Here is a 421-nt window from a genome sequence, read left to right on the forward strand (position 1 = left end):
CGCGGTCGAGCTTCTCCATCGCCGTGAGCACCCGCGCGTCGGTCACCCCGCGCGAGCGCAGGGCGAAGAGGAGGCGCATGGTGCGCTCGGCGTCGGTCTCCGACCGCTCCCCGTCGGTCATAGCCTCTCCCGGAAGTGGTCGAGCGCGTCGTGCGCGGTCAGATCGGCGCGCATCGGCGTCACCGAGATCCAGCCCTCGAGGTTCACCGCCGCGTCGGTGCCGGGCGCCGAGGGCACCTGCTGATTGACGCCGCGCATCCAGAGAAAGCGCCGCCCCGAGGGCGAAAGATGCGGCTCCGTGCGGAAGGCCGTGCCGCGCCGGAAGCCCTGTTCGGCCACCTTGAGGCCGGCCACTTCGTCGGCCGGGACCGGCGGGAAGTTCACGTTGAAGAAGAGCCCGTAGTCGCGGTCCTCCTCCGGC

General features: G+C 71.7%; 2 pseudogenes. Both read right to left on the minus strand.

Annotated features, from left to right (window positions below):
• A pseudogene (locus tag AB6A65_RS16655) lies at nt 1-121 on the minus strand (protein-L-isoaspartate O-methyltransferase); the annotation flags it as partial.
• Nucleotides 118-421, minus strand: a pseudogene (locus tag AB6A65_RS16660) (stationary phase survival protein SurE); the annotation flags it as partial. The pseudogenes AB6A65_RS16660 and AB6A65_RS16655, both read right to left, overlap by 4 nt.

It is taken from the genome of Rhodosalinus sp. FB01, from assembly GCF_041365715.1.
GTDB lineage: Bacteria > Pseudomonadota > Alphaproteobacteria > Rhodobacterales > Rhodobacteraceae > Rhodosalinus.